This is a genomic window from Chelativorans multitrophicus, from assembly GCF_011317445.1.
Classification (GTDB): domain Bacteria; phylum Pseudomonadota; class Alphaproteobacteria; order Rhizobiales; family Rhizobiaceae; genus Chelativorans; species Chelativorans multitrophicus.
On record NZ_JAAAPL010000004.1, the window covers coordinates 138233 to 162202 of the forward strand.

The window sequence follows — 23970 nt, forward strand, 5'->3', positions numbered from 1 at the left end:
CATGAAATTGCTCGCGGCAAACAGGTTGCTTGATGGCACCGCAGTCTGGCTCGGGCCCGATGCGGCTTGGGTCGAAGATATTTCGGATGCCGAGATAGCCCGCGACAAGGAAGGCGAGGCGCGCCTGGAGCAGATCGGCCGTCGGGCGCTGGCAGAAAATCTGGTGCTCGATATCGAGCTGATCGATGTCGAGATCGTTGATGGGGCCGTCCGCCCCCTGCGGCTTCGCGAGCGCATCCGCGCCGCGGGCCCATCCATTCACCCCGAACTCGGCAAGCAGGCGAACAAGCCTGCGGTGTCGCTGGTCTAAGGAGCGAGTATGTACCGCTACGACGAATTCGACCACGCCTTTGTGAAAGCGCGCGTCGCCGAATTTCGCGATCAGGTGGAAAGGCGCCTGGCGGGCGAGCTGACGGAAGAGCAGTTCAAGCCGCTTCGCCTCATGAACGGCGTCTACCTGCAGCTGCACGCCTATATGCTCCGGATTGCCATTCCTTATGGGACGCTTGCACCACGGCAGATGCGGATGCTCGCCCATATCGCGCGCCATTACGATAAGGGCTACGGCCACTTTACGACGCGCCAGAACCTGCAGTTCCATTGGCCCGCTTTGAAAGACATCCCGGACATTCTGGAAAAGCTCGCCTCTGTCGAAATGCACGCCATTCAGACGAGCGGCAACTGCATTCGCAACGTGACGGCCGACCATTTTGCAGGCGCGGCGGCGGATGAGGTGACCGATCCGCGACCCTATGCGGAAATCCTGCGCCAGTGGTCCTCGCTTCATCCCGAGTTTTCGTACCTGCCGCGCAAGTTCAAGATTGCAGTGACTGGAGCGCAGCGCGACCGCGCGGCCGTGCAGGTGCACGATATCGGCCTGCATTTGAAGAAGAATGCCGAAGGCAAACGGGGCTTTACGGTCTATGTGGGCGGTGGCCTTGGTCGCACGCCCATGGTGGCCAAGAAGATCCGCGACTTCCTTCCGGAAGAGGACCTGCTCTCCTATACGACGGCGATCCTGCGCGTTTACAACCTGAATGGCCGCCGTGACAACAAATTCAAGGCGCGTATCAAGATCCTGGTGCACGAAACGGGCACCGAGGAGCTGAGAGCGCAGGTGGAGCGTGAATACGAGGCGCTGAAGGATAGTGAGCTGAAGCTTCCCGAAAGCGATATTCGTGCGATTCAGGCCTATTTCGCGCCTCCTTCGCTGCCGGCCCGGCCGGAAGGCGATGCAGTTATCGCTGCCGCATCCGCCGCGGATGCGGGGTTTGCCACCTGGCTTGCTCGCAATCTGCATACGCATAAGAACCCCGATTATGCATCCGTTACGGTCTCGCTCAAGGGTATCGGCGAGGTGCCGGGCGATATGTCCGCCGACCAGATGGACGCCGTCGCCGACCTCGCCGAGCATTATGCAATGAGCGAAATCCGCGTGAGCCACGAGCAGAATCTGGTGCTGCCGCACGTGGCGCGGGCGGACCTGAAAGCAGTTTATGACAGGCTGGTCGAGATCGGGCTCGCCACGGCCAATGTGGGTCTTGTCACGGACATTATCGCGTGCCCCGGCCTAGACTACTGCGCGCTCGCCAATGCCCGCTCGATTCCTGTTGCCCAGCAGATCTCGACCCGTTTTGCCGATCAGGCTCGCCAGGAGGCGATCGGAGATCTCAAGATCAAGATTTCCGGCTGCATCAACGCATGCGGCCACCACCATGTGGGCCATATCGGCATTCTGGGCGTGGAGAAGAAGGGCGCGGAGCTCTACCAGATCACGCTGGGAGGGTCGGGCGACGAGAACACCGCTGTGGGCGAGATCATTGGCCGCGGCTTCGGTCCCGACGAAATCGTCGACGCGGTTGAGACGATCGTCGAGACCTATGTCGGCCTGCGCCAAGACAAATCAGAGACGTTCCTTGCCGCCTATGGCCGGCTTGGCCCTGCACCTTTCAAGGAGGCACTTTATGGCAGCGAAGCCAAAGCCGCTTGACGCCGAAATCGAGGCGCTGGAACTCGATGCGCGTTACGGCCATTTGGCGGCCGAGGCGATCGTCGAGCTTGCCGTGAACCGGTTCCGCGACGAGGGCGGTATTGCCACCGTCTCCTCTTTCGGTGCCGATTCGGCCGTGCTTCTTCACATGGTCGCCAGCGTCGACAAGAGCTTGCCCGTGCTCTTCCTCGATACCGGCCAGCATTTTGGTGAGACGATCGAATATCGCGACCAGTTGGCGTCGGATCTTGGCCTGTCAAACCTGGTGGTCGTTCACCCGAAGTCCGAGATGCTGAGCGCGCGCGATCCGGGTAATGATCTTCACAAGAGCGACTCCGATCTGTGCTGCGAGATTCGCAAGGTGGAGCCCATGGCGCGCGCGGTGGAGCCGTATTCCGCCTGGTTCACCGGCCGCAAGCGCCACCAGGCGGAGTCGCGGGCGCAAATGCCGGTATTCGAGGCGGTTGGTCCGCGCATTCGCATCAACCCGCTCGCCCGCTGGACCACGGCCGACCAGGCCGCCTATATGCGCGCGAACGACCTGCGCGAGAATCCGCTGGTGGCCTATGGCTATCTCTCGATCGGCTGCTTTCCCTGCACGCAGCCCGTGAAGCCCGGCGAGGATCAACGCAGCGGGCGCTGGGCAGGCTTGGCTAAAACCGAATGCGGCATCCATCTGCCGGGTCTTGAAGCTCTCACCAACGCGGCGTGAATATGAACACAACCGAAATCATCGCACCGGCGCCCCGGCTCTGGACCGCGGAAGGCTTCCAGGAGAATAGGTGGGAGCGGGCCGACAGCGCGGAGGCGCTGCGCGGCAACGGAAATTTCCTGCTTCCGCTCGGCGCGTTTCTCGCACTCGACCCGGTGGTGCTTGAGAACGTATTGCCTCGTCTCGGGGTTGAACTGCTGCCAGGCGATGCGCTTGATCCGATCCTGCCGTTTCTTGATCGCCTGCCGCTTGTGGCGCTTTCATTTCCCGCTTTCAACGATGGGCGCAGCTATTCGAAAGCCGAGCTGTTGCGTTCCCGGCATAATTACCGAAGCGATGTCCGCGCCACCGGCGACGTGCTGATCGACCAGATTCCGCATATGCTGCGCTGTGGGTTTTCGAGCTTCGAAGTGAAGAACGAGATCACCCTGCGCCGCCTTGAAGCCGGGCGGCGTGGCGGCATTCCCCTGCACTATCAGCCGAGTGCGGCCGCCCCGGCCGGCCCTGGCAGATATTCCTGGCGGCGCGCGGCGCAATAGGCCAAAAAAGGTGCAGGAAATACGCCTTACTCCTTCAATCGGGAATTCGGCGCGCTATATTTCCCTTTTAGGGAATACTTCTGGCGCAATTGCTGTTATAGCTCGCGCCATTCCGAGTCGTCTGAGCCGGCGGCCGAAGTGTCGCCTTTAGCGCCCCGCGGGCGCGTGCCGGACTTTTTGCAGAAATATCCAACCGAGTGAGGTGGAAGCATTGCAGGTCGTCGTTCGTGACAACAATGTCGATCAGGCCCTGAGGGTCCTTAAGAAGAAGATGCAGCGCGAAGGCATCTTTCGTGAGATGAAGGCGCGTCGCTCTTATGAGAAGCCTTCAGAGCGGCGCGCACGGGAAAAGGCGGAAGCGGTCCGCCGGGCTCGCAAGCTTGCGCGTAAGCAGGCTCAGCGCGAAGGCCTTCTTCCCGGCAAAAAGCGGGCTGCCTAAGCACTACAGCAAGAGGTAAGGAGCCGAGCGGCGTTGCCGCCCGGCTCTTATTTTTTGGCTTAGCGGGAATCCTGTTGTCTCATGCCCGGTGTCGAATAGGTACCCTCGACCTCCTGCAACTTGCGCAGGAGATCCAGCACCTGTGAAGGCAGGTCCCGTTCTAGTTCCAATCCTGGCAGCCGGCGCAGGAAACGCTTGTTGTCAGCATTGCGGATCTGCCGGCTTATGAGTCGCGCCACATCTGGCGCATCTCTTGCCTGTTCGTTTTTCCGCATCACTTCGCTCGCAATGCCTGGTTGCACTTCTTACTTGCTGGTTTAACAATGCCGGGCGGAAAACGTTCCGAATTCGTGTCTAACCGGTCCCAATTGCCAGGCTTTAGAGTAAATTTTTCATAAAATTCCATGTCACTCGCGCGACTCTGCTGGTTTCGAGCAGCAGTCGGCGGTCCGACGTTGGAAAGACTGAGAAAGACATCCACACTTCATTAACGATGTTAGTATCGAAGTTGTTAACCATAATTTGACCTTTCCCCTCCATGGTCCAAAAACGGCGGGCTGCCTAAGCCCGCATGTCAGGGGGCGGTCATATGAACAAATCCCGCATTGTCATTCTCGGCGTAGCCGTGGCTGCGGCGATCGGGGCGGGATACCTGGCCAAGAATCTCGCATCACCGCAGAAGGTGGCCGCGGTTGCGCCGACGCCTGAGAAGCCGCCAGTTAGCCTTACGGACGTCCTGGTGCTTACGCAGGACGTTCCCGTCGGGGAGCCGATAAATGGCGCGGCGATGTGGCAGGCTTGGCCGGCTGAGAGCGTGATGGATGCCTTCATCACGCGGGAGCGAGAGCCGGATGCCCTTGAAACGATAAGAAATGCGGTTGCGCGCCTGCCTCTCTTTGCGGGCGAGCCGGTACGCCGCTCCAAGCTGGTGGGGGAGGGCGATAGTTTTCTGGCTGCGATCCTGCCGCCGGGAAAGAGAGCTGTGGCCACTCGCATAGCGGCGGACACTTCCGCGGGCGGCTTCATCCTGCCGAATGACCGCGTCGATGTGATCATGACGCGCCGCGCGGACGAGGGCTCAAGCCCTAACGGCTTCATTACCGAGACGGTTCTGGAGAATATCCGTGTGCTGGCGATCGACCAGACGATCCACGAAGACGAGGAAGGCCGCCGCGTCAAGCTCGGGGAAACAGCCACGCTCGAGCTCACGCCGGAGGAGGCCGAAGTCATCACCGTGGCGCAGCAATTGGCGGATCGCTTGACGCTTTCCCTTCGCTCAGTCGCGGATTCGAATGAAGAAGCTACCGACCGCGGCCTTCATCTCGTTACCGGCACCGGGCGCGGAGACAGTGTGCGGCTGATCAAATCCGGCGAAACAAGCATCGTCGGAACACGGCGATAGGCAGGCATCGTAGGGGGCGAAAGTGATGATAGGGGCAACAGGAAAATGGCGCGGTAGGGCCCTGCTGGCGGCGGCCCTGGTGCTAGCTTCCGCGGGGCCGGTGATCATACCCTCCGCTGCGCGCGGTGAAGGCGTGATTGAGGTTAGCGGAGCAGGAACCGAGCGATTGAAGCTCGGCTTGAACAAGACGCTGGTCCTGGACCTGCCGTCTGATGCCTACGACATTCTGGTTGCCAATCCTGCGGTGGCAGACGCCGTGACCCGCACGGCCCGCCGCATCTATCTCTTCGGCAAGCAGGTGGGTGAAACCAATATCTTTGTTTTCGGGGCGGGCGGCGAGCAGATCGCCAGGATCGATGTCGCAGTGGAGCGGGATGTCGCCGGGCTCGAGCAATATCTGAAGCGCTTTATTCCGAACTCCAATATCGATGTCGAGCTGATCAACGACAATGTCGTCCTCACCGGCACGGTGGAAACGCCGCTTGACGCCTCTCGTGCTGCACAACTCGCCACCATATTCGTGACCGGTGGCGAAGCTACGACCGGGCAATATTCCCAAACAGCTGCTGCGCCCACTGACGGCGGCGGCGTCGCGATCAGCAATCCTGATTCTGCACGCCAGGTCAGCAAGATCGTCAACATGCTTCAGATCATCGGCGAGGACCAGGTGACCCTGAAGGTGACCGTGGCCGAGGTCAGCCGCTCCGTCATGAAGCAGCTTGGCGTCAATATGATAGGCTCGGGAAGCCTTGACGGGATCAGTTGGGGCGCCATCGTCGACAGTCCCTACGGTCTCGGCGCCCCGGCCTCGGCTTCGCAGCTCGCACTCGGGGGATCGCTCCTTCAAGGCTATCTCAATGCCATGGAGCAGGCGGGCGTCATGAAGACGCTCTCCGAGCCCACGCTCACGGCCATCTCAGGCGAGAAGGCGACATTCAAGGTGGGCGGGGAATTCAACCTTGTCACCGGCCAGAAAGTCGAGCAGGGCGATGCGTCGAAGGGGCAGGCGGACCAGCTTACCTATGAGGTCGAGAAAATCGACTACGGGATCGGGCTGGAATTCACGCCCACTGTGCTCTCGCCCGGACGCATCAGCCTCAAGGTGCGAACATCGGTTTCGGAGCCGACATTCGAGGGCTCCTTTTCCCTGGGGTCGCCGTCGATCGGGGGGCGTTTCAATAGCCCGGGCATGAACGCGCTTTCCATTCGCAAGCGTCTGGCCGACACCACGGTGGAGCTGCCTTCAGGGGGCTCGATGATGATTGCCGGCCTGGTGCGCGATGATGTACGCCAGACGATCAACGGTCTCCCCGGCCTTTCCAAGATTCCCATATTGGGCACTCTCTTCCGCAGCCGCGATTTCGTACGCAACGAAACCGAGCTCGTGATCATCATCACGCCCTATCTGGCGCGCCCGGTGGCGCGCACGGCACTTGCAAGGCCGGACGACAATTTCAATCCGCCCAGCGATGGCGCCGGCATATTCCTCGGCCGGGTCAACCGGATCTATGGCGCAATGAAAACCAACCTGCCCAAGGGCCGCTACCACGGCGTGGTCGGCTACATTTACAAATGACGGGGATGTCTATGTCCATACATCGGAGCGGCAGGCTGGTCTTCCTGGTCTTCATGGCAGCGGCCGCAATGGCCGGTTGTGCCAAACGGGATTCGATTACCGTTGGCGCGCTGCCGGACGACTATCGCACCAATCACCCCATCGTGCTTTCCGAAAAGGAGCAGGTGCTGGACCTTCCGGTCGGCGTTTTCTCCTACCGTATGACGCCGCAACAGAAGATGTCGCTCGAAGGCTTCATGGAACATTACGGCGAGAGCGGCAAAGCGGTCGTGACGGTTCTCGTGCCATCTGGTTCTCCAAATGAGCGCGCGGCAAGCCGGCTCTCGGAGGATATCGCCCAATTCCTATACAGGAGAGGCGTGCCGAAGGGTCATCTTCAGGTTCTGTCCTATGATGCCCCTGCAGAGCAGGCTTCTCCGGTCCGCGTCAGTTACTCGGTGGTAGCGGCGACAACCGGCCAGTGCGGGCGCTGGCCGGAAGATTTGCTCGATACCACCGAAAACAAGCACTACGCGAATTTTGGCTGCGCCTATCAGAACAATCTCGCCGCGCAGATAGCAAACCCCATGGATCTGCTGGGTCCGCGCAAGACCACCCCAATCGATGCTGAAAACCGCGATACGGCCATTGGACGGTACAAAGCCGGTCAGGTTGCCGATGAGTTCTGGGTGCGCTCGGAAGTCGAATACTAGGATTGAGCAATCATGAGCAGCCTTGCCTTGGAAACCGATGAGGAACGGTGGAACGCCGATCAGGACGGCCTGCTTCAGATGTTGCGGCCGATACCGCGCATTTCCATCCAGGCATTCTGCGAGACCGATGCGGTGGCAGGTGCGATCCGCCGGGCCGGTGAGGACCGGCGCATGGCCAAAACCCATCTCAAGGTCCAGATGCGCGGCCTTCCGGCGGCAATCGAACACTACCGGACCGCGGCCACGCCCAATCTCGTCCTGCTTGAAACACGTATGGAACCCAGGGAGCTGACCGCCCAGCTCGGCAGCTTCGCCGAGGTCTGCGATCCCAGCACGAAAGTTGTCGTTATCGGAAACCACAACGATGTGTGGCTCTATCGGGAACTCGTCAGAGCCGGCATTTCCGAATATATGGTGGCGCCGGTTTTGATGGCGGATATCGTGGCCGTGATCGCTAATATCTTCGTCGATCCGGGTGCAGAACCGCTCGGCCGCTCGATAGCCTTTGTGGGCGCCAAAGGCGGCGTTGGGTCGTCGACGCTTGCGCATAACATTGCCTGGTCCATGTCCTCGCTTTTCGAGAGCGAGGTGGTTGTCGCCGATCTCGATCTCCCATTCGGAACCGCCAACATCAACTTTGACCAGGATCCGGCGCAGGGAATAGCAGAGGCGGTCTTTGCGCCCGAACGCGTTGATGAGGTCTATCTGGATCGGCTGCTTGCCCAATGCGCCGAACGGCTTTCGCTGCTCGCTGCCCCGTCCACTCTCGATCGGGTCTATGATTTGGATGGGGAGGCCTTCTCGCAAATCATCGATACCGCCCAGCGCACCGCCCCCATGGTCGTGCTTGATGTGCCCCATCTATGGACGGGCTGGGCCAGGACGACGCTCATGCGCGCCGACGATATCGTCATCACCGCCACTCCAGAATTGGCCAATCTGCGAAACACGAAGAATCTCGTCGACATGCTGAAGATGTTGCGGCCAAACGATGGGCCCCCGAAGCTGATTATCAATCAGGCAAACGTGCCGAAGCGGCCGGAGATCAAGCCGGAAGACTTCTCCGAACCGCTCGGCATTACCCCGCTCGCGGTTATTCCCTTCGAGCCGCAGCTCTTCGGCACCGCCGCAAATAATGGCCGCATGCTTGGCGAGACGGATCGCAATCACACCATTGCAAAGACCATCGATGAACTTGCGCATGTGCTTTCCGGCCGGCGCGAGGTGACGCCGAAGAAGAGGTCTGGCCTGGCCGCGCTTCTCGGCCGGTTGAAGAAGTAGCGCCATGTTCGGGAGAAGAGGAACAGGCGACACCACAGGCACAGTCAGGTCACGCCTCGTCGTTCAGCCGGCGCTGGCTCACGCCGAAGCAGATATCTCTGCTCCCAAGCCCCGTCCGCAGCAGCCGGATGCAGCGGGCGCAATTGTTGCTCCGCCTGCCGCCTCCAGTCAGGAGAAACCCGCGCCCGCTCCTGCCCAGGCGCCGGCTCGCCCGGCGGCTCACAGCGACAGCTATTACGACACCAAGGGCCAGGTTTTTTCCGCCCTCATCGATACGATCGATCTTTCCCAACTGGCGAAGCTCGACGCCGACAGCGCCCGGGAAGAAATACGCGACATCGTCAACGACATCATCGCAATCAAAAATCTTGCGATGTCGATATCCGAGCAGGAAGAGCTGCTGGAGGACATCTGCAACGACGTGCTGGGCTTTGGGCCGCTGGAGCCGCTGCTCGCGCGCGATGAAATCGCCGATATAATGGTGAACGGCGCGCGAAACGTCTACATTGAGGTGAACGGGAAAGTCGAGCAGACGAATATCCGTTTCCGCGACAATCAGCAGCTTCTCAACATCTGTCAGCGCATCGTAAGCCAGGTTGGCCGGCGGGTGGACGAGTCGAGCCCGATCTGCGATGCGCGCCTGCCCGACGGCTCCCGTGTCAACGTAATCGCGCCGCCGCTGGCGCTCGACGGCCCGACGCTGACCATCCGCAAGTTCCGCAAGGACAAGCTGACGCTCGATCAGCTTGTCCGGCACGGCAGCATCTCGCCGGAGGGCGCGGAGGTGCTGAAAATTATCGGCAGAGTGCGCTGCAACGTCGTCATTTCCGGTGGCACGGGCTCCGGCAAGACCACGTTGCTCAACTGTCTCACGAATTTCATAGACCGGGATGAGCGTGTCATAACCTGCGAGGATTCGGCCGAACTTCAACTGCAGCAGCCTCATGTAGTGCGGCTCGAAACCCGCCCGCCCAACCTCGAAGGCGAAGGCGAGGTGACGATGCGCGATCTCGTGCGCAACTGCTTGCGTATGCGGCCCGAACGTATCATCGTGGGTGAGGTGCGCGGGCCCGAGGTGTTCGACCTGCTCCAGGCCATGAACACGGGTCATGACGGGTCCATGGGCACGATCCATTCCAACAGCCCGCGTGAATGCCTGAACCGCATCGAATCCATGGTGGCCATGGGCGGCTTTTCCCTGCCGCAGAAGACTGTTCGCGAAATCATCGTCGGCTCTATCGACGTCATCATTCAGGCCGCGCGCCTGCGTGACGGCTCCCGTCACATCACCCACATAAGCGAGGTGCTGGGTATGGAAGGGGATGTGATCGTCACTCAAGACCTGGTGGTCTTCGACATAAAGGGGGAGGACGCGTCGGGCCGCATCATCGGCAAGCACGTCTCCACCGGCATCGGCCGGCCTGCTTTCTGGGAACGCGCGCTCTATTATGGCGAGGAGGCGCGGCTCGCAGCCGCGCTCGAAGCGATGGAAAAGCAGGCTCTCTGATGTTCGGTCTGTCGCTCAGCCTCCTGGCCTTTGTCGTGCTGGCGGCCTGCAGCGCAGGAGGACTGGCTTATGTGCTGATGTTCAACACGATCGCCAGCGAGAAAAAAGTCGAACGGCGGCTCGAGACCGTCAAACGCGCTCAGATCGAGGGCAATGTGGTAAGGGCGGCGCGCGACCGGGCGGCAGAAATTGCCAAGAGACGCAGGTCCATCCAGGAAAGCTTAAAGGATATCGAGACGAGGCAGAAGGATCAGGATCGTTTCCTGAAGCGGCCGCCGCTGAAAATCCAGATCCGCCAGGCGGGATTGGAGATGAGCATGGAGCGCTTCTACATCCTGTCGGCTGTGGTCGGATTGCTGTTCGTGATCGTGACTTTTATCGCCGGAGCACCGCTGCTCGCGGTGGCGGGTGCAATGGTCGCCGGCTTCTTTGGCGCTCCGCGCTGGATCATTGCTTATTTGCGCAGGCGCCGCGTCCAGGCGTTCCTCAACGAATTTCCAAACGCGCTGGATATCATCGTGCGCGCCGTCAAGTCGGGCCTCCCGCTGAATGACGCGGTGCGTATGATCGCGGTCGAGGCACAGGAACCGGTTCGAACGGAATTCCGGCGGCTGGTTGAAGCCCAGCAGCTCGGGCTTCCCATGGCCGAGGCTGCCATGCGCATGTCGGAGACCATGCCCTGCCCCGAAGTCAATTTCTTCGGGATCGTGCTTCAGATCCAGAGCCAGGCCGGCGGTAATCTTTCCGAAGCGCTTGGCAATCTATCGCGCGTATTGCGGGAACGGAAAAAGATTAAGGCACGAGTGCAGGCGCTCTCGATGGAAGCCAAGGCCTCTGCCGTGATCATCGGCGCTTTGCCGATTGTCGTTGCCGCGCTCGTCTACATTACGAGCCCGGCCTATATCATGCCGCTCTTCAGCGAAAGTGTCGGCCACTTGATCCTCGGGCTTTCCGCGGTCTGGATGAGCATCGGCATCTTCGTGATGCGCCAGATGATGAATTTCGAGGTCTGATCCCGCAATGACTGATGTGGTCACGACCCTCACCGACCCGAGCTTCCTTCTGGCGCTCCTCGTTTCGATCGCGGTATTCGCTACGATCTTCACCGTGGTTCCCGTCGGCGGAGGAGATCCGCTCAAGGCGCGGATGAAGACCGTGGCCCTGGAGCGGGAGGAGCTGCGCGCGAAACAGCGGGCACGCCTTGCCGCTGAGGCGGAGCGCCGGCGGGCCGGAGGTCTGCGCCGGGAAGACCGCTCCTCCATGCGCGCCATCGTGGACCAACTGGATCTCAGGCGCGCTTTGGCCGACGAGTCTACTGTCGCCATGTTGCGAACGGCTGGTTATCGCGGGCAGAGCCCGCTCACCCGATTCCTGTTCTTCCGACTCGTCCTGCCTCCCGCTGGCTTGATGCTCGCCCTTTTCTACATATTCGTCATGGGCGGTCTTGCCGCGCAGTCGCTCCCGATCCGCATCTTTGTCTGCATCCTGGCCGCTTATGGGGGGTTCTACCTGCCGGTCCTCTATATTTCCAACCAGGCAAGCAAGCGGAAGAAGTCCATCCAGCTTGCATGGCCCGATGCCTTAGACTTGCTGCTCATCTGCGTCGAATCGGGTGTTTCGGTGGAACAGGCTTTCCGGCGCGTGGCAGACGAGATTGGAACGCAGTCGGTGGCGCTCGCCGAGGAGTTAGTGCTCACAACCGCCGAACTCTCGTTTCTGCAGGAGCGGAGACAGGCCTATGAGAATCTGGCCGCCCGCACAGGTCTTGAATCCGTAAAGAGCGTTTCCCAGGCGCTGATTCAGGCCGAACGTTACGGCACTCCCATAAGCCAGGCGCTGCGCGTGCTGGCCGATGAAAGCCGCGAAGCGCGCATGAACGCGGCCGAGAAAAAGGCAGCAGCCCTGCCGCCCAAACTGACGGTGCCGATGATCCTATTTTTCCTGCCGGTGCTTTTTGCGATCATTCTCGGGCCGGCGGCGATCCAGCTTTCAAAGGACGGATTGTTCTAATCCCTTAGGCGCCTGAATTGCCGCCGAGCAAGCGGCGCAGTTGCCACGGATTTCGATGGTCGTTTTGGCCGGTTTGAAACCGTTGGCCGTCACCCACTCGCCGAGCCGCGCTTCGACGGTCTCGTCTGAAAACTCGTCGACACGACCACAGGTCTCGCATATCGCGAATGCGATCATGGAATGGCCATGACAGTGAGGATCGGCGCAGGCAACGAAGGCATTGATGCTCTCTAGCCGGTGAACGAGGCCGAATTCCTGCAGCTTCTCAAGCGCCCGATAAACCTGGAGCGGCGCGCGGAAGCCGTCATCCCGGAGCCGGTCGAGAATGGTATAGGCGCTGAGCGGGCTTTCCGCCCTGCCGAGCGTCTTGAGCACCAAAGATTGGTTGCGTGTGAGCTCCGGGTGGGTCGTCATATTTTTCCTCCGGTATTGAGCGGCGCCGTCTGCCGCCAGGGCAGACGCACCAGGCTCAGGAGAAAGAGGATGAGAGCCGCGACGACGATCGACGGGCCTGACGGTGTGTCAAATTGCAGGGATGCGGTCAGCCCGCCGATTACGGCGATCGCTCCGGCGATCGAGGCGGCAATTGCCATGATCTCCGGCGTGGATGCAAAGCGTCTGCCCGCCGCTGCCGGAATGATGAGCAAGGACGTGATGAGCATGATGCCCACGATCTTCATGGCGATGGCGATCATGGCCGCCATGAGAAGCATGAAGATGAAGCGCGCCCGCTCCGGCCGCATGCCTTCAGCCGCCGCGATCTCCGGATTTACGGTGGCGGCAAGCAGCGGACGCCAAAGCCAGGCAAGCACCAGAAGCACCAGCGCCCCTCCGCCATATATCATTGCAATATCCATTCGCGAGACAGCAAGGATATCGCCAAAAAGAAAAGCCATGAGATCGATCCTGATCCAGCTCATGAAAGCCACCATAACCAGACCTAGCGCAAGTGTGGAATGGGACAGGATGCCGAGCAGCGCATCCGTCGATAGCGTGCCGTGCCGCTGCAGGAAAAGGAGAGCCAGGGAGGCGAGGGCCGCGACCACGAAAACGCCCGCGGTCAGGTTGATCTCGAACAGGAAGGAAAGCGCTACGCCCAGGAGCGCCGAATGCGCCATGGTGTCTCCGAAATAGGCCATGCGCCGCCAGACGACAAAGCAGCCAAGTGGCCCCACCACCATCGCCAGGCCAATGCCGGCCACAAGTGCCCTTGTGAAGAAATCATCCAGCATGACCATGCCCCCCACCACCCTGGCCGCCATCGCGGGCGTGATCGTGGTGATGCGCGTGGCAATCATCGACAATCGTGCCATCTGCCTGCCGGACGCGGCCATCGGCAAGATGGGTATGGTCGTGATGATGATGATAGATCGCCAGAGTATCTCCGGCGCGTGCGCCGAACAGCCGCACATATTCCGGGCTCTTCAGCACTTTCTCCGGCGTCCCGCGGCAGCATATGTGCCCGTTGAGGCAGATCACGGTGTCCGTCGCCGCCATCACCACGTGCAGGTCGTGCGAAATGAGCAGCACGCCGCACCCCGTGCGGTCGCGGATTTCGCTGATGAGTTGGTAAAGTGCTATTTCGCCGGTGAAGTCCACGCCCTGCACCGGCTCATCGAGCACAAGCAGGTCAGGCTCGCGGGCTAGCGCCCTGGCAAGCAGGGCCCGTTGAAACTCGCCTCCGGAAAGCGTCTGTACTTCCGCGCGCGCCAAATGCGCGATGCCGGCCGCTTCAAGAGCCTCGCCCACCTTCTTCCGGTCGAGTGTGCCGGTGAGCGCCATAAGCCGTTCGACGCTCAATGGAAGCGTCCAGTCGATCGAAACCTTTTGCGGTACATAGCCGACCTTCAGCGACGGCATCCGTCTAACCGCACCTTCATCAGGCTGAAGCACCCCGATGGCCATTTTCACCGTGGTGCTTTTACCAGAGCCGTTCGGCCCGATCAGCGTAACGATTTCGCCGCGCCGAACAGTCAGGTCCACGCCGCGCACCAGCCAGCGTCCGGAGCGATGGACGCCGGCATTTCTCATCTCGACCAGCACTTCCTGATCTTGTCTTGCTGTTTGCAACATTCGGCTCGCATCCTGCTTGCCAATCCATATGGCACACGTTATAGCATTACGCAACAAGTGTAATGTCATAACGTTTAGTGAGGGAATTCGATGCAACAACGCCTGCTCTTGCCGCTAGCCGCTTACGCGGCATTCTTCTCCGTAACGCAGGCCATGGCCATGGACGGGGTGGTCGCTTCGATCAAGCCGGTCCACTCGCTCGTTTCGGCGGTGATGGAGGGGGCAGGGGATGTTGGGCTGGTGGTAAAAGGCGCGGCCTCGCCGCACACTTATACCATGCGGCCTTCCGAAGCCGGCATGCTGGAGGATGCCAAGGTCATTTTCTGGGTAGGCGAGGGCGTCGAGACCTTTCTCGAAAAACCGCTCGCGTCGCTCGGGGGAAACGCCAAAATCGTCAAGCTCTCCGAAACGCCTGGCATAACCCTGCTCGATATGCGGGAGGGTGGCACTTTCGAGCCGCACGGCCATGGCGATGAGGATCATGATCACGAGCATGAGGCCGAAGAAGCCGGCCACGATCACCACGACGATCATTCCGATCACGAGCACGGCAAGGACATGCATATCTGGCTCGACCCGGAGAATGCGAGGTTGATGGTGCGCCAGATTGCAACGACCCTGGCGGAGGCCGACCCGGAGAATGCCGCGCTCTATGAAAAGAATGCTGCCGCGCTTGACGGACGCTTCGATGAACTAATCGATGATATCCAGAAAACCGTCGAACCTGTCCGCGGCAGGCCCTTCGTCGTCTTTCATGACGCTTATCACTATTTCGAGAACCGCTTCGGCGTGGAGGCGGCGGGGTCCATCACCGTCAGCCCCGAACAGATGCCAAGTGCCGGGCGGCTCGAGGAAATCCGCAACAAAGTGGCGGAGCTCAAAACGGTCTGCGTCTTCGCCGAGCCGCAGTTCGATCCGAAATTCGCGAATGTCGTAACGGAAGGCACGAACGCCCGCATGGGCGTACTCGATCCGGAGGGCGCGAGCCTCGACGAGGGGCCGGAACTTTATTTCACGCTCGTCGGCAATCTGGCGAAATCCCTGTCCGACTGCCTGTCCGCAGCGCAGTAGTCCCCGGCATAAAGCGCGCTAACGCCGCTCGTCTTTGAGGTGAGCGGCGTTTTTCAGGTCATCGGTTGTAATGTTATTACGTCAAAGGAGGTTCAAGTGAAATCACTCGTTTCATCTTGTGCGTTGGGGCTTGCTTTTGGCCTGACGCTTTTACCGGCGCGGGCTGACGAGAAGACGGAGAGCGCCTGGCGGCTGTTCGTCACGGATCGTCACCTGCCGGTGATGCATGTCCTGGATGCCGCGGAAGGCAAGATCATCAAGAGTTTTGATTTGAAAAGCCAGGGGCGGCTCTACCCGACGGAGAGCGGCAAGGTCGTCTTCGCCGTGCAGGCGGATGCCGATGTCGCCATGGGTTTTGCGACTGGAATCGAGTTGGATGACCATGGCGATCATGGGGATCTGGAAGTCAGCGAGCCAAAAGCGCTGGGCGTGGAGATCGCCGGCAAGAAGCCTGTCCATTTCGTGCCGCATCACGGCGATGTCGCGATCTTCTATGACGGTGAGGGCGTTGTACGACTGATCAAGGAAGCGGATGTTTTGGAGGGCAAATCCGCTGTCCGCTTGCTCGAAACTGCCGCTCCGCATCATGGTGTCGCGATCCCGCTAGGCGATCATGTCGTTGTCACCGTGCCGAATGAGCAGGATCCTTCGAAACTCCCCACCGGCGTGCGCGTGCTGGATTCCTCGGGCAGTCAGGTCGGCGAGGTGGCGGAATGCCCCGGCCTCCACGGCGAAGCCTCCTCCGGCCATCTAACCGCAATCGCCTGCGAAACGGGCCTGCTGATCGTAAAGGAGACGGGAGGCAAGCCGGAAATCAAGCATCTCGCCTATGCCGGTGACCTGCCGGAGGACGCCAAGGTGTCGACCCTGCTCGGCGGCAAGGGCTTGCAGTATTTTCTCGGCAATTTCGGCCAGAAGGCTGTCGTGCTCATCGATCCCGAGGACGAGAACGCTTTCCGTCTCATCGATCTGCCCGTCCGGCGCGTTCACTTCGCGATCGATCCCGTCCGCACCAAATTCGCCTACGTGTTCACCGAGGACGGTCGCCTGCACCAGATCAATGTGCTCTCAGGCAAAATCGCCAAATCGGTCGGGGTGACGGAGCCTTATTCCATGGATGGCCACTGGAACGACCCGCGTCCGCGGATCGCCGTCGCCGGAGATGAGATCATGGTGACGGATCCGCTCAAAGGGCTAATCCACGTGCTTGACGCTGTCACCTTGGAGAAGCGCCGCGAATTCGTCACCGGCGGCGCGCCTTATGAGATCGTCGCGGTCGGCGGTTCGGGCGCTGTGCACGAATAACAGGCAATCCATCACAGCAGAAAGGCCTGCGGTTCGGCCGCAGGCCTTTCTCATGTTCTGGTGGAGCTAGTGGCGGGACATCCAATCGTCCACTTCCTGCTCGACCTCCTCCTGGGTCCTGCCATAGCGTTCCTGAATACGGCCAACAAGCTCGCGGCGATTGCCCTTGATGACGTCAAGGTCGTCATTGGTGAGCTTGCCCCATTTCTGCTGGGCCTTGCCTTTGAATTGCTCCCAGTTTCCTTCGATTTGGTTCCAGTTCATGAGCATATCCTCGCTTTCCAGCACCTTGAGCGTTATCTAGGTTATAAACGCTCACCCTCCGGCCCCGTTCCCCTCGCGCTGATTGAAGCCATAAGTGCAGGATCCTAGGTAAGAAGCATGGCCACACCGACAGACCTGGTTGCCGCTTCCTTCCGTCCGCCCGCGCCAAGCCCGCGGCAGACACCGCCTTCGACCCTGCAGATGATGCGGATCGTCTATCGCAATCCGCTGGAACTCTGGGGTGAGCCTTCCTACAACGAGCCTTGGGTGCAGTTGACGGGCGGCATTGGTGGGCCGCTATTGATTGCCAACGATCCTGGCCTGATCCGTCATGTGCTGGTGGACAATGCCAGGAACTACAAAATGGCTCGTGTCCGCCAAAAGATCCTGCGGCCGATCCTGCGTGATGGCCTGTTGACGGCGGAAGGCGAGGTCTGGCGCCGCTCCCGCAAAGCAATGGCCCCCGTCTTCACGCCCCGTCACATATCAGGCTTTGCCGGGCCGATGCTTCAGAAGGCCGAAGCCTTCGCCGAGCGTTACGAGCAGGCGATCGGGGGCACGGTCGATGTCTCTCGTGATATGACGATGCTCACCTTCGATATTCTCTCCGAAACGCTTTTTTCCGGCGAGGTGGCGGGAGATCCCGGCGGCTTCGCCCATCAGGTGGATCGCCTGTTCGAAACGATGGGCAGGGTCGATCCTCTCGATTTGTTGGGCGCTCCCGATTGGTTGCCGAGGATCACACGAATCCTGGGGCGCAACTCGCTCGCCTTCTTTCGCAATATCGTGGCGCGGACGATGGAAATGCGGAAGGAGAAACTCGCCGGGGGCGATGCGGAAGTGCCGGAGGATTTCCTGACCCTGCTCCTGCGCGCAGAAGGGCCGCAGGGCCTTTCGCGTGGAGAAATCGAGGACAATATCATCACCTTCATCGGCGCCGGTCACGAGACCACTGCCCGCGCTCTGGGCTGGACGCTCTACTGTCTGGCAAACCTGCCAGAGGAGCGGGAGCGGATTGAAGCTGAAATCGACAGCGTGCTTTCAAGCGAGCCGGACCCCGTGAAGTGGCTCGACGCGATGCCGCTCACGCGCGCCGCCTTCGAGGAGGCGATGCGGCTCTACCCGCCGGCACCATCCATCAACCGCGAGGCGATTGAGAACGATTCCTACTCAGACCTGAAGATCGCGGCGGGTACGCAGGTGCTCGTCATGCCCTGGACGGTGCACCGGCACCGCAAGCTCTGGGACGATCCGGATGCTTATAGGCCTTCGCGGTTCCACCCGGAAAACCGGGAAAAGATAAACCGTTTCCAATATCTTCCGTTCGGGGCCGGTCCGCGCGTCTGCATCGGTGCCACCTTCGCCATGCAGGAGGCGGTGATCGCTCTCGCCGTGCTCATGTCCCGCTACCGGTTCGATCTCCTTCCCGAGACCAAGCCCTGGCCGGTGCAGAAGCTTACCACGCAGCCTCAGGGTGGCCTGCCGATGGGTGTGAGCCGCCGTTAGCGGGCGGCGTAGATGTTCTCCACATGCACGGGCCAGCGGCGCGGCAGCACCGCGACGAGATCATAGCGCAGGCTGAGGCGCGCGTAGTCGGGCTGGCGCGAAAGCCATAGATCCGCAGCGGCGTCGATCCGCCTCTGTGCGGTAAAGGAGACCGCCTCCATCGCCTCGCCCAAGGTCGGCCGTGCCTTAACTTCCACAATTGCAACAAGGTCCCCGCGCCTTGCGATCAGGTCAATCTCGCCCAAGGGTGTCTTGAAGCGGTGCGCCAGAATACGATAGCCCTTAAGCCTCAGGGCAAACGCCGCCAGCCATTCGCCCCGGTGGCCCTTTCGGTATGCTCGCTGGCGGCTCAGACGCGCCTCAGCGCCCATCGCCGCCCTCCTTAAGCGCGAGCAGGCGCTGGTACAGTTCGGATTTCTTCCCCCCGGTCATCCGGGCGGCTTCGCCCGCGGCTCTCGAAGCCGGCATTTCGGCAGCAAGAGCAAGAAGCAGCCGGTCTGTTTCTTCAGGCCCCGCGAGGGTTGCCTGGCCCGGCGGAGCAACGCAGACCACGACCTCGCCTTTGGGCGCGCCCGCCTCGTTGTAATGCGCCGCCAATTCGGAAAGCCTTCCCCGCCGCAACTCTTCGAAGGCTTTGGTCAATTCACGCGCCACGACGGCTTGCCGGTCTCCGAGGCTTTCGCCCATGGCCGACAGGCTTTCGGAAAGCCGGCGGGGAGATTCGAAGAAGACAAGTGTTGCGGGCACGGAAACGAGAGCATCCAGGCGGGTCCGGCGCTGTCCCGCCTTGGAAGGAAGGAAGCCCGCGAACATGAATGAATCGGTGGGTAAGCCTGCGGCTGCCAGCGCGGCGAGCACCGCGGATGGGCCCGGCACCGGCACCACCCGAATCCCTTTCTCCTGCGCCGCCTGCACGAGCCTGAACCCGGGATCGGAGACGAGCGGTGTGCCCGCATCGCTGGCGAGCGCTACGCTTTTGCCCTCCTCTACCATGGCAACCAGGCGCGGGGCGGCTTCGGCTTCATTGTGCTCGTGATAGGCGAGCATGCGGCGACGAATGCCGTAGCGGTTGAGCAGGATACGGGTCACCCGTGTGTCCTCGCAGGCAAGGACGTCGGCGGCGGCGAGCGTTTCCAGCGCGCGCAAGGTTATGTCGGAAAGGTTGCCGATGGGCGTCGCTACGAGATAAAGCGCCGGTTCAAGCCGGGGTGCATTGATCTCCGCGCCTTTGATAACAAAAGACCTGCGCTCTTCGCTGTTGTCGGAATCCACCGTCGCTCTTCCCCACGGCTGTCCACATCTTGCCGGCCAACCTCTTTGACATGCCGGCCCGCGGGTTGCAAATTCACTGCCAGACCGCATCTCATAAAGGACAGGACGCAATGAACTTCGCCGGAGCGCTTCGCGCGAGAATCGCCACCGCCGCGATGCTTTCCTGCGTCGCATTCCTTGGAGCCTGTTCGGCTGGGGATATCCCATCGGGGCTGCCCATAAGGGAGCCCGCTGTAACGCCCGCGCAAAATACCGCACTGGTGCCGGCGCAGGGGGAAATCCTTGGGACCGGGAGCACGCGGGTTGCGCTTCTGGTGCCGCTCGGCACGCAAGGCAATGGCGGCGTGGTCGCGGCCGAGCTTAAGAACGCAGCCCAACTCGCCCTCGAGGATGCAGGGCTCGATTCTCTCCAGATCGTGGTGAAGGATACCGGCGGGAACGAGGCCGGCGCTTCCGCAGCCGCCGCGAGCGCCGGAGCCGAAGGCTCGGCAATGATCATTGGACCTCTTTTTGCGGCCGAGGTGCGCTCAGCTTCCACGGCGCTTGGCCCGTCACATCCGCCCATCCTTGCCTTCTCCTCGGACCGTAACGTGGCCGCGCCCGGCACCTATCTCAACTCCTTCCTGCCGGAAGACCTCGTCCGCCGGATCATGTCCTATGCGGTATCCCAAGGGGTGAGGAGGGTGGTCGCGCTCGTGCCGAATGGCCCGGCGGGCGATCTTGCGGAAACCGAGGCCCGCCGCATCCTTCAGGCTGCGGGCGGTGATGTTGTCGCGATCGGGCGCTATGGCTACGACAATGCTTCGGTCATGGCGGCGCTGCAGCAGGTGGCGCTGGCGATCGGCCAAGCCGATGCGATCTTCATACCTGACGGCGGCAACACGCCGAGCGTCATCGTTTCGGCCCTTAAGGGCATGGGCATCGATCTTTCGGGCAAGAAGCTGCTTGGAAACGGTCAGTGGACAAGCGCCAATCTGGCCGATCAGGCACTTCAGGGCGGCTGGTTCGCCGATGTCGACCACGCGCGCCTTAACATTTTCAAGGGCCGCTACCGGCAGCGCTTTGGAACGGAGCCGTCGGTCACCGCTTCGCTGGCCTATGATTCCGTCATCCTCGCCGCTGCCTTTGCCCGCCAGGGAGGTGCTGCCGCCTTCACGAGGGCCAATCTCGAAATCCCGGCAGGCTTCGCAGGAACGACGGGCACATTCCGTTTCCGCCCTGATGGAACCAATGAGCGTGGTTATGCGGTCTATGAGGTGATGGACGGTGCCGCCCGGCTCATCAGCCCCGCACCGTCGAGTTTTGCCGGCGCAAGCTGAGGCTTCAGCGCGCCAGGTCCGCCACGAGCGCGTCGAGCACAACCATCCCTGCGGGTGTAGCACGCAAGCGAGAATTGCCGACCGGCTCGATCAGCCCTTCCTCGCGCAGGATGGCGACGCGTTGCGGGGAAAGCGGAAATCCGGCCAGCTTCTCGTAGCGATCGAGATCGATTCCTTCCACCAGCCGCAGCCCCATCAGCAGAAACTCGTCCGCCTCTTCCGAGCGCGTGAGCATCTCGCCGCCCGTCACGCCTGAGCCGCGTGCTTCCACCAGCGCCGCCCAGGTCTCCGGATTTCTTTCGGTCATGGTCACGACCCGCCGCCCATCCTCGATGAAGCGTCCATGGGCGCCTGGCCCGACGCCCACATATTCGCCATAGCGCCAGTAGATCAGGTTGTGCCGGCTCTCGGCGCCCGGTTTGGCGTGGTTGGAAATCTCGTAGGCGGGAAGGCCGCGCGCGGCCGTAATCTCCTGGGTCACCTGATAGAGATCCGCCGCGAGATCCATATCAGGTACGGTAAGCTTTCCGGCCGCGCGCAGCGCATAAAAGGGCGTGCCCTCCTCGATTGTGAGCTGGTAAAGCGACAAGTGATCGGCGGCGTATCCGACCGCTTCCTCCAGCTCAGCTCTCCAGGCGTCCACCGTCTGGCCCGGCCGAGCGTAGATCAGGTCGAATGACATGCGCGGAAAGAGATCGCGCGCGAGCCGGATCGCGCCAAGCGCCTCCTCCACATTGTGGAGGCGGCCGAGAAAGCGCAGATCCCGGTCGTTCAACGCCTGGATGCCCATGGAAACGCGGTTGACCCCCGCCGAGCGATAGCCACGAAACCGGTCCGCCTCCACGGAGGAAGGATTGGCCTCCAGCGTTATTTCCACGCCCATCGGAACGTGCCAGCTCGCAGCGACCGCGTCGATGATTGCGCCAACTGTTTTCGGGTCCATCAGAGAGGGTGTGCCGCCGCCCAGGAAAATGCTGGATACGCTGCGCGGACCGGTTCGCGCCCGCATCGCTGCGAGCTCGCGCTTGAACGCGGCGGCGAAGCGTTCCTGATCTACCGGCTGGTGGCGTACATGGCTGTTGAAGTCGCAATAAGGGCATTTGGCCGCGCAGAAGGGCCAGTGAACGTAAACGCCGAAGCCAGGCCCCTCGTCGAGCGGCTTGTTCATGCGACGCCCAGCCTCGCCCGTGCGAATTTCTGAAACGCGCGGGCACGATGCGAAAGAGCCTGCGCATCCCCCGGTTTCCAGCCGTGCTTTTCCGCCGCCGTCATCTCGCCGAAGGTTCTTTGGTGGCCATCGGGCTGGAACACCGGGTCGTAACCGAACCCAAGCCCGCCGCGCGGCGGCCAGACGAGATGGCCTTCCACCTCGCCGCGGTAGAATTCAGCTTCGCCGTCGGGAAAACACAGGCACAGGACAGCCACAAATCGCGCGCGCCGCTGCTCGGGGGACGTAGCCCCTTTCTCGCGCAGCAGCTTTTCCACTTTTTCCATGGCTATCCCGAAATCGCGGCGCCCATCAGGCAATGTCGCCCAGTCGGCTGTGTAGACGCCCGGCGCGCCGCCCAGCGCATCCACGCACATCCCGGAATCGTCCGATAAGGCCGGCAGCCCAGTCGCCTTTGCGGCAGCCGAAGCCTTTATATAGGCGTTCTGCTCGAATTCGGTGCCGGTCTCTTCCGGCTCCGGCAGGCCCAACTCGGCTGCCGAGCGTATCTCGTAGCCAAACGGCGCCAGCAGACCGGCGAACTCATCGAGTTTGCCCTTGTTGTGGCTGGCAAGCACGAACTTCTTGTTGTCTATTGGCCTCACGAAAAACCCCAGATGCGCGGCTCCGCGAATTCCAGAGAATTGCCGGAGGGGTCACGAAAATAGATGGATCTGCCACCCTTCGGCCACACGAAATCAGCTTCTATGGCGATGTTGTGTCCTTCGAGCCGCTTTTTCCACAGATCGATTTCCTCTGTACTCGCCGAAAAGCACAAGTGTCCCGGCCCGCGGGCGCCATGGGGAGGCACAGGCAGGCGGGCGCCCGGCTCGGGCGGAGCCTCCGTCGTCTTGGGATCGAAAAGAAGCAGCACGCCGTCGCCGCAGCGGAAGAAGACGTGCCGCCCCTCCGCCTTGGCGAGAAGATCGAGGCCCAGCACCTCTCCATAGAAGCGCTCGGCTTCCGCAAGATCGTTCACATAGAGCGCCGCTTCGAGTATGGCCCCAGGCTTCATCCGTTTTACGAGACCGCCATCTTCTGCAGCTCCACCAGCCGGAAGATACCTTTCCTGGCCAGGCGAAGAAGTTCATGAAATTCCTCTTCCGTGAAAGGCGCGCCTTCGGCGGTCCCCTGGATCTCCACGATGCCGCCCTTGCCGGTCATTACGAAATTCGCGTCGGTTTCGGCTGCTGAATCCTCCGCGTAGTCGAGGTCGAGCACAGGCGTGCCGTCGTATATTCCGCAGGAGATCGCCGCGACATGGTCCTTCAAAACGCGCTCTACGGTGACCATTTGGCGCGCCTGCATCCAGCTTAGGCAGTCGTGCAGCGCCACGAACCCGCCTGTGATCGCCGCTGTGCGCGTGCCGCCATCGGCTTGCAGGACGTCGCAGTCGACGGTGATCTGCATTTCTCCGAGTGCTTCAAGGTCGATGACTGAACGCAGGCTGCGGCCGACCAGGCGCTGGATCTCTAGCGTGCGCCCGCCCTGCTTGCCGCTCGCCGCCTCCCTGCGCATTCGTTCTCCGGTTGAGCGTGGAAGCATGCCATACTCGGCCGTCACCCAGCCCTTCCCGGAGTTCCGCAACCAGGCGGGAACCTTCTCCTCCAGGCTTGCCGTGCACAATACGTGGGTGTCACCGAACCTCACGAGGCAGGAGCCCTCGGCATGTTTCGATACACCACGCTCGAAGCTGATTGCGCGCATCTCGTCCGGTTGCCGTCTTGATGGTCGCATGTCGGGTCTCCCGCTCGCATTTGCTTGTATTGGGCCGGCTTGTATCTGCCACGGCTTGCCGACGCAAA

At 61.4% G+C, this 23970-nt stretch carries 27 protein-coding genes; 16 read left to right on the forward strand and 11 right to left on the reverse strand.

Features of this window, described 5'->3' with window-relative positions:
* Position 1 precedes the first annotated feature (1 nt).
* From GNP00_RS18780 to rpsU, 5 genes are all read left to right on the forward strand, one after another.
* Positions 2-310: a DUF2849 domain-containing protein gene (locus GNP00_RS18780; protein ID WP_011583298.1), complete on the forward strand. Its 309-nt coding sequence runs from the start codon at positions 2-4 to the stop codon at positions 308-310.
* Between the two features lie 9 nt (positions 311-319).
* Positions 320-1990, forward strand: a complete 1671-nt coding sequence (locus GNP00_RS18785; protein ID WP_011583299.1) for a nitrite/sulfite reductase — start codon at positions 320-322, stop codon at positions 1988-1990.
* Positions 1965-2702: a phosphoadenylyl-sulfate reductase gene (locus GNP00_RS18790; RefSeq protein WP_011583300.1), complete on the forward strand. Its 738-nt coding sequence runs from the start codon at positions 1965-1967 to the stop codon at positions 2700-2702. The genes GNP00_RS18785 and GNP00_RS18790 overlap by 26 nt, the downstream gene beginning before the upstream one ends.
* Before the next feature lie 2 nt (positions 2703-2704).
* The gene (locus GNP00_RS18795) at positions 2705-3241 is read left to right on the forward strand and encodes a DUF934 domain-containing protein (RefSeq protein ID WP_011583301.1); all 537 of its coding nucleotides are present in this window, start codon (positions 2705-2707) and stop codon (positions 3239-3241) included.
* A 211-nt stretch (positions 3242-3452) separates the two neighbouring features.
* Positions 3453-3680, forward strand: coding sequence for a 30S ribosomal protein S21 (gene rpsU, locus GNP00_RS18800; RefSeq protein ID WP_011583302.1), 228 nt, complete (start codon positions 3453-3455; stop codon positions 3678-3680).
* Between the two features lie 59 nt (positions 3681-3739).
* On the opposite strand, the gene GNP00_RS18805 is transcribed toward rpsU, so the two are convergent.
* Positions 3740-3955 (reverse strand): hypothetical protein, encoded by a 216-nt coding sequence (locus GNP00_RS18805; protein ID WP_041544936.1) that lies wholly within the window; start codon positions 3953-3955, stop codon positions 3740-3742.
* A gap of 314 nt (positions 3956-4269) precedes the next feature.
* Between GNP00_RS18805 and cpaB the strand changes: the two genes are divergently transcribed.
* From cpaB to GNP00_RS18840, 7 genes are read left to right on the forward strand one after another with little or no spacing between them, the layout of a single operon-like run.
* Positions 4270-5082 (forward strand): Flp pilus assembly protein CpaB, encoded by an 813-nt coding sequence (gene cpaB, locus GNP00_RS18810; RefSeq protein ID WP_011583304.1) that lies wholly within the window; start codon positions 4270-4272, stop codon positions 5080-5082.
* A 25-nt stretch (positions 5083-5107) separates the two neighbouring features.
* Entirely contained in the window at positions 5108-6658 is a 1551-nt protein-coding gene (locus GNP00_RS18815; RefSeq protein ID WP_011583305.1) for a type II and III secretion system protein family protein, read from the forward strand.
* Between the two features lie 11 nt (positions 6659-6669).
* Positions 6670-7350 (forward strand): CpaD family pilus assembly protein, encoded by a 681-nt coding sequence (locus GNP00_RS18820; RefSeq protein WP_011583306.1) that lies wholly within the window; start codon positions 6670-6672, stop codon positions 7348-7350.
* 12 nt (positions 7351-7362) lie between these two features.
* Positions 7363-8631, forward strand: a complete 1269-nt coding sequence (locus GNP00_RS18825) for a CpaE/TadZ family protein (protein ID WP_166016217.1) — start codon at positions 7363-7365, stop codon at positions 8629-8631.
* Positions 8632-8635: 4 nt separating this feature from the next.
* Positions 8636-10138 (forward strand): TadA family conjugal transfer-associated ATPase, encoded by a 1503-nt coding sequence (locus GNP00_RS18830; RefSeq protein WP_011583308.1) that lies wholly within the window; start codon positions 8636-8638, stop codon positions 10136-10138.
* Positions 10138-11151, forward strand: a complete 1014-nt coding sequence (locus GNP00_RS18835; protein WP_011583309.1) for a type II secretion system F family protein — start codon at positions 10138-10140, stop codon at positions 11149-11151. Before GNP00_RS18830 ends, GNP00_RS18835 begins: the two co-directional genes overlap by 1 nt.
* Positions 11152-11158: 7 nt before the next feature.
* Positions 11159-12148, forward strand: coding sequence for a type II secretion system F family protein (locus GNP00_RS18840; protein ID WP_011583310.1), 990 nt, complete (start codon positions 11159-11161; stop codon positions 12146-12148).
* On the opposite strand, the gene GNP00_RS18845 is transcribed toward GNP00_RS18840, so the two are convergent.
* The 3 genes from GNP00_RS18845 to GNP00_RS18855 are packed head-to-tail and all read right to left on the reverse strand — an operon-like array spanning position 12128 to position 14221.
* Positions 12128-12562 (reverse strand): Fur family transcriptional regulator, encoded by a 435-nt coding sequence (locus tag GNP00_RS18845; protein ID WP_011583311.1) that lies wholly within the window; start codon positions 12560-12562, stop codon positions 12128-12130. The two genes, GNP00_RS18840 and GNP00_RS18845, sit on opposite strands and share 21 nt — an antisense overlap.
* The gene (gene znuB / locus GNP00_RS18850) at positions 12559-13380 is read right to left on the reverse strand and encodes a zinc ABC transporter permease subunit ZnuB (RefSeq protein WP_011583312.1); all 822 of its coding nucleotides are present in this window, start codon (positions 13378-13380) and stop codon (positions 12559-12561) included. Before znuB ends, GNP00_RS18845 begins: the two co-directional genes overlap by 4 nt.
* Positions 13370-14221, reverse strand: coding sequence for an ATP-binding cassette domain-containing protein (locus tag GNP00_RS18855; RefSeq protein ID WP_011583313.1), 852 nt, complete (start codon positions 14219-14221; stop codon positions 13370-13372). Before GNP00_RS18855 ends, znuB begins: the two co-directional genes overlap by 11 nt.
* Positions 14222-14311: 90 nt before the next feature.
* Here GNP00_RS18855 and GNP00_RS18860 point away from each other — a divergent pair, with 90 nt between their 5' ends.
* Positions 14312-15292, forward strand: a complete 981-nt coding sequence (locus GNP00_RS18860; protein ID WP_041544938.1) for a zinc ABC transporter substrate-binding protein — start codon at positions 14312-14314, stop codon at positions 15290-15292.
* A 96-nt stretch (positions 15293-15388) separates the two neighbouring features.
* Entirely contained in the window at positions 15389-16597 is a 1209-nt protein-coding gene (gene aztD / locus GNP00_RS18865; protein WP_011583315.1) for a zinc metallochaperone AztD, read from the forward strand.
* 66 nt (positions 16598-16663) lie between these two features.
* Here the strand turns inward: aztD and GNP00_RS18870 are convergent, their stop codons facing one another.
* Entirely contained in the window at positions 16664-16861 is a 198-nt protein-coding gene (locus GNP00_RS18870; RefSeq protein WP_011583316.1) for a CsbD family protein, read from the reverse strand.
* Between the two features lie 117 nt (positions 16862-16978).
* Between GNP00_RS18870 and GNP00_RS18875 the strand changes: the two genes are divergently transcribed.
* Complete coding sequence (locus GNP00_RS18875; protein ID WP_011583317.1) at positions 16979-18367, forward strand: cytochrome P450; 1389 nt, start codon at positions 16979-16981, stop codon at positions 18365-18367.
* Here GNP00_RS18875 and GNP00_RS18880 read toward each other — a convergent pair.
* Positions 18364-18738, reverse strand: coding sequence for a YraN family protein (locus GNP00_RS18880; protein WP_011583318.1), 375 nt, complete (start codon positions 18736-18738; stop codon positions 18364-18366). The genes GNP00_RS18875 and GNP00_RS18880 overlap by 4 nt on opposite strands.
* Positions 18728-19639 carry a 16S rRNA (cytidine(1402)-2'-O)-methyltransferase gene (rsmI, locus tag GNP00_RS18885; RefSeq protein ID WP_011583319.1) on the reverse strand — a complete coding sequence of 304 codons (912 nt, stop codon included), beginning with the start codon at positions 19637-19639 and terminating at the stop codon, positions 18728-18730. The genes GNP00_RS18880 and rsmI overlap by 11 nt, the downstream gene beginning before the upstream one ends.
* 110 nt (positions 19640-19749) lie before the next feature.
* On the opposite strand from rsmI, the gene GNP00_RS18890 reads away from it, so the two are divergent.
* Positions 19750-20958, forward strand: coding sequence for a penicillin-binding protein activator (locus tag GNP00_RS18890; protein WP_011583320.1), 1209 nt, complete (start codon positions 19750-19752; stop codon positions 20956-20958).
* Between the two features lie 4 nt (positions 20959-20962).
* Here GNP00_RS18890 and hemW read toward each other — a convergent pair whose 3' ends face one another.
* Genes hemW through rph form a run of 4 tightly spaced genes read right to left on the reverse strand, consistent with a single transcriptional unit; the run spans position 20963 to position 23902 of the window.
* Positions 20963-22126 (reverse strand): radical SAM family heme chaperone HemW, encoded by a 1164-nt coding sequence (gene hemW / locus GNP00_RS18895; RefSeq protein WP_011583321.1) that lies wholly within the window; start codon positions 22124-22126, stop codon positions 20963-20965.
* Positions 22123-22770, reverse strand: a complete 648-nt coding sequence (gene rdgB / locus GNP00_RS18900; RefSeq protein WP_011583322.1) for an RdgB/HAM1 family non-canonical purine NTP pyrophosphatase — start codon at positions 22768-22770, stop codon at positions 22123-22125. The genes hemW and rdgB overlap by 4 nt, the downstream gene beginning before the upstream one ends.
* The gene (locus tag GNP00_RS18905; protein ID WP_011583323.1) at positions 22767-23180 is read right to left on the reverse strand and encodes a VOC family protein; all 414 of its coding nucleotides are present in this window, start codon (positions 23178-23180) and stop codon (positions 22767-22769) included. The genes rdgB and GNP00_RS18905 overlap by 4 nt, the downstream gene beginning before the upstream one ends.
* A gap of 5 nt (positions 23181-23185) precedes the next feature.
* On the reverse strand, positions 23186-23902 hold the full coding sequence (rph, locus tag GNP00_RS18910) for a ribonuclease PH (protein WP_011583324.1): 717 nt from the start codon (positions 23900-23902) through the stop codon (positions 23186-23188).
* Positions 23903-23970: the final 68 nt, after the last annotated feature.

Coding starts and splice junctions, on each gene's coding strand:
- GNP00_RS18780 (WP_011583298.1), top strand. CDS start 2: ATGAAATTGCTCGCGGCAAACAGGTTGCTTGATGGCACCGCAGTCTGG.
- GNP00_RS18785 (WP_011583299.1), top strand. CDS start 320: ATGTACCGCTACGACGAATTCGACCACGCCTTTGTGAAAGCGCGCGTC.
- GNP00_RS18790 (WP_011583300.1), top strand. CDS start 1,965: ATGGCAGCGAAGCCAAAGCCGCTTGACGCCGAAATCGAGGCGCTGGAA.
- GNP00_RS18795 (WP_011583301.1), top strand. CDS start 2,705: ATGAACACAACCGAAATCATCGCACCGGCGCCCCGGCTCTGGACCGCG.
- GNP00_RS18805 (WP_041544936.1), bottom strand. CDS start 3,955: ATGCGGAAAAACGAACAGGCAAGAGATGCGCCAGATGTGGCGCGACTC.
- cpaB (WP_011583304.1), top strand. CDS start 4,270: ATGAACAAATCCCGCATTGTCATTCTCGGCGTAGCCGTGGCTGCGGCG.
- GNP00_RS18815 (WP_011583305.1), top strand. CDS start 5,108: ATGATAGGGGCAACAGGAAAATGGCGCGGTAGGGCCCTGCTGGCGGCG.
- GNP00_RS18820 (WP_011583306.1), top strand. CDS start 6,670: ATGTCCATACATCGGAGCGGCAGGCTGGTCTTCCTGGTCTTCATGGCA.
- GNP00_RS18825 (WP_166016217.1), top strand. CDS start 7,363: ATGAGCAGCCTTGCCTTGGAAACCGATGAGGAACGGTGGAACGCCGAT.
- GNP00_RS18830 (WP_011583308.1), top strand. CDS start 8,636: ATGTTCGGGAGAAGAGGAACAGGCGACACCACAGGCACAGTCAGGTCA.
- GNP00_RS18835 (WP_011583309.1), top strand. CDS start 10,138: ATGTTCGGTCTGTCGCTCAGCCTCCTGGCCTTTGTCGTGCTGGCGGCC.
- GNP00_RS18840 (WP_011583310.1), top strand. CDS start 11,159: ATGACTGATGTGGTCACGACCCTCACCGACCCGAGCTTCCTTCTGGCG.
- GNP00_RS18845 (WP_011583311.1), bottom strand. CDS start 12,562: ATGACGACCCACCCGGAGCTCACACGCAACCAATCTTTGGTGCTCAAG.
- znuB (WP_011583312.1), bottom strand. CDS start 13,380: ATGCTGGATGATTTCTTCACAAGGGCACTTGTGGCCGGCATTGGCCTG.
- GNP00_RS18855 (WP_011583313.1), bottom strand. CDS start 14,221: ATGTTGCAAACAGCAAGACAAGATCAGGAAGTGCTGGTCGAGATGAGA.
- GNP00_RS18860 (WP_041544938.1), top strand. CDS start 14,312: ATGCAACAACGCCTGCTCTTGCCGCTAGCCGCTTACGCGGCATTCTTC.
- GNP00_RS18870 (WP_011583316.1), bottom strand. CDS start 16,861: ATGAACTGGAACCAAATCGAAGGAAACTGGGAGCAATTCAAAGGCAAG.
- GNP00_RS18875 (WP_011583317.1), top strand. CDS start 16,979: ATGGCCACACCGACAGACCTGGTTGCCGCTTCCTTCCGTCCGCCCGCG.
- GNP00_RS18880 (WP_011583318.1), bottom strand. CDS start 18,738: ATGGGCGCTGAGGCGCGTCTGAGCCGCCAGCGAGCATACCGAAAGGGC.
- GNP00_RS18890 (WP_011583320.1), top strand. CDS start 19,750: ATGAACTTCGCCGGAGCGCTTCGCGCGAGAATCGCCACCGCCGCGATG.
- hemW (WP_011583321.1), bottom strand. CDS start 22,126: ATGAACAAGCCGCTCGACGAGGGGCCTGGCTTCGGCGTTTACGTTCAC.
- GNP00_RS18905 (WP_011583323.1), bottom strand. CDS start 23,180: ATGAAGCCTGGGGCCATACTCGAAGCGGCGCTCTATGTGAACGATCTT.
- rph (WP_011583324.1), bottom strand. CDS start 23,902: ATGCGACCATCAAGACGGCAACCGGACGAGATGCGCGCAATCAGCTTC.